At 69.7% G+C, this 2,577-nt stretch carries 3 protein-coding genes; all 3 read right to left on the minus strand.

Features of this window, described 5'->3' with window-relative positions:
- Window positions 1-75: 75 nt before the first annotated feature.
- From MNZ27_RS23090 to MNZ27_RS23100, 3 genes are read right to left on the minus strand one after another with little or no spacing between them, the layout of a single operon-like run.
- The gene (locus MNZ27_RS23090) at window positions 76-858 is read right to left on the minus strand and encodes an ATP-binding protein (RefSeq protein ID WP_242396413.1); all 783 of its coding nucleotides are present in this window, start codon (window positions 856-858) and stop codon (window positions 76-78) included.
- Window positions 855-1,688 carry a Mu transposase domain-containing protein gene (locus tag MNZ27_RS23095; RefSeq protein ID WP_242396414.1) on the minus strand — a complete coding sequence of 278 codons (834 nt, stop codon included), beginning with the start codon at window positions 1,686-1,688 and terminating at the stop codon, window positions 855-857. The genes MNZ27_RS23090 and MNZ27_RS23095 overlap by 4 nt, the downstream gene beginning before the upstream one ends.
- 18 nt (window positions 1,689-1,706) lie before the next feature.
- On the minus strand, window positions 1,707-2,429 hold the full coding sequence (locus MNZ27_RS23100; RefSeq protein WP_242396415.1) for a helix-turn-helix domain-containing protein: 723 nt from the start codon (window positions 2,427-2,429) through the stop codon (window positions 1,707-1,709).
- Window positions 2,430-2,577: the final 148 nt, after the last annotated feature.

The raw sequence follows: 2,577 nt of genomic DNA on the forward strand, positions 1-2,577 counted from the left end.
TGTCGGTTTGCAGAGGGATGGGACCCCGTCGTTGCAGAAGGATTCCCCCCCGGCTCCACATCGGCGTGACGTTCTCTACTTGCCCTTCTTCTCCGGCTTCTGTCCAGGTTTCTGCCCGGGCTTGAGCCGAGCCCGGTACGACTCGCCCTCGATGACGAGGTCGTAGGCGTTGCTCGTGAAGCGGTCGATGGCCGCCTGGGCGCGCATGGGGTCGGCGAAGGTCGCAAGCCACTCGTCCGGCCCGCGGTTCGACGTGACGATCATCGACCCGGCGCGGTGGCGCTCGGTGATGATCTCGTGCGCGTCGCGGCTCTCCTGGGCGTCCATCGCGTCGAGCCCGAAGTCGTCGACGATGAGCAGGTCCACCGAGAGCAGCGCTCGCAGCTCCTTCTCGTGTGTCTGCGTGAGCCGCGCGTGCTTGAGGTTCTTCAGCATCGCGTCAGCCCCGATGGCGAGCACCGAGTAGCCGCGCCGGCAGGCGACATGGCCGAGCGCGTGGGCGAGGAAGGTCTTCCCGACGCCGACGCTGCCCACGACGGTGACGTGGTGATGCGACTCGATGAAGCGCAGCGACGCGAGCTCGTTTAGGAGCGCGCGGTCGAACTCGACCTTGGCGGTCTCGTCCCAGCGCTCGAGCTGGCAGTCGGGCTCGAGCCGGGCGCGGTCGGCGCGGAGCTTCGCGGCCTGACCGTCGCGCCGTGTCGCCTCGTCGCTCAGGGCGAGGAGCAGGAGGTCCTGGTGCGGCATCTTCTGCTGGCGCGCGAGCGCGAGCCGCTCGGGAAGCGTGTCGAGCATGCGGGAGAGCTTCAGGCGGCGCAGCACCGTCTTCAGCTCGGGGGAGATGACGTCGGCGTTCAAGGCTCGTCTCCTTCGTTTCGCCGCTCGCTCCGTGCGAGCGGGAGGGCGTACTGGCTCGCGGGCCGGAGGTACCGGGCGAGCGGGATCACCTTCGCTGGAGGCGGCGAGAGGCGGGGGTCGAGCCGGACGAGATCGGCGAGCCGGTAGATGTCGACCATGTCGGCGTCGAGGGCGGTCTTGCAGCTCGCGTCGAGCCGCTCGCCGTACTTTCGCGCGAGGCCGATCAGCTTGAACAGCGCGCGCATGCGGGTCCACGGCCTCGGCCCCGCGGCGAGCGCGGCCGCGAAGCGGCCGACGTGCTCGCCGTGCTCCGCGGCCTTGCGGACGAAGAACGCGGCGTCGCGCTGGGCGCACGCGAGGGACTCCTCGGGGAAGTCGGCGGTGTCGATGGAGCGCTTCCCCGGTGCGACGCGCGGGTGCGTCTTCACGAGCTTCCCGTGCTCGAAGAAGCGCACGAGCTGGCTATCCGCACGAGCACGGAGCGTGTGGCGGCGCAAGTCGCGCGGTAGCGAGTAGAGGCTCTTGGCGACCGCGGCGAACTGGTCGATCCCGACCTTGGGGTCGCACCAGATCGGCACATCGTAGGGAGTGGTTGGCGCCGGCAGGAGCGACGGGCGCTCCTCGGCCTCGAAGTGCTCGCGCGGCAGCCGCTGCGTGCGGCTGTGCCGCTTCATCCCGTACTCGTCTAGGCACCAGCGACGAGCGCGGGCGCGGGCGTCCTCGATCGTGCGCAGCCGCTCCCCGCCGAAGCAGTCGTCGCGAACCGTCGGCACGGCCCGCTCGACCCGCGCCTTGTCCTTCGGGTGGCGCACGCGGGTCGCGTCGATCACGAAGCCTCGCGCCTGCGCTTACTCGAGGAAGCCGTCGGTGATCCTCGGCGTGATCGGATCGGCCTCCGTGACAATCGTCTTGGTGTTGTCGGGGATGACGACGCGGAAGACGCCGCCGAAGAACTCCCAGGCCGCCTCGCACGCCTCGATCGCCGTCGCGGTCGTCTCCTGGAACACCGGGTACACGAAGCGATGGCGCGACCGGACCGCGGTGAAGATCCAGGCGCGAAAGCGCCGGCGCTTCCCGAAGACGTCCGGCTCGAGCAGCGTCATCCAGCCGGTGTCGAGCTGCACCTCCTGCCCAGGCTCACAGTCGGCGATCGGCACCGTCGGCGCCGCACGGCCGAAGCCCAACTCCGCGAGCGCGAAGCGGCGCAGCGTCGGGTACTCGACCTCGACCCCGTGCCGCAGGAGCAGCTTGCCGATCTTGGTGAGCCGCACTCCGCGATCGACGTGCCGCGCGATGAAGTCGCGGTGCGCCTCGCAGACTGCCCAACCCTCGCCGCGCGGGCGGCCGGTCGCGGGCTGCGTAACCGCGACCACCGCGGCGACGAGCTCGTCGTCGAGCGCGGCGAGACCGTGCGCCTGCTCGATGCCGCGCGTCTTCGCGGCATCGAGGTACCGCCGCACCGTCTTTACGTCGAAGCCAAGCTGTTGGGCGATCCGCTTCTTCGGCACGCCTCGCAGCCACAGCCTCAGGATCTCCTTGACCTCCAGCATCGTGACCTCCCGAAACGCCATCCCGCCTCCTGTCCGTGGACAGGCGACATCGTGGCTGGCTGGTCACGCCGATGGGGGAGGGAATGCTTCTGCAAAACCCTCAGCGCCGACGGGGGAATCCTTCTGCAAAACTCACGCGGCCGGGGTCCCTACCTTCTGCAAACCCACA

The sequence above is a fragment of the Anaeromyxobacter oryzisoli genome (assembly GCF_022690765.1).
Classification (GTDB): domain Bacteria; phylum Myxococcota; class Myxococcia; order Myxococcales; family Anaeromyxobacteraceae; genus Anaeromyxobacter; species Anaeromyxobacter oryzisoli.

Excerpts from the sequence above, each read along its gene's own strand:
- MNZ27_RS23100 (WP_242396415.1), bottom strand. The coding sequence starts at position 2,429 with ATGGCGTTTCGGGAGGTCACGATGCTGGAGGTCAAGGAGATCCTGAGG.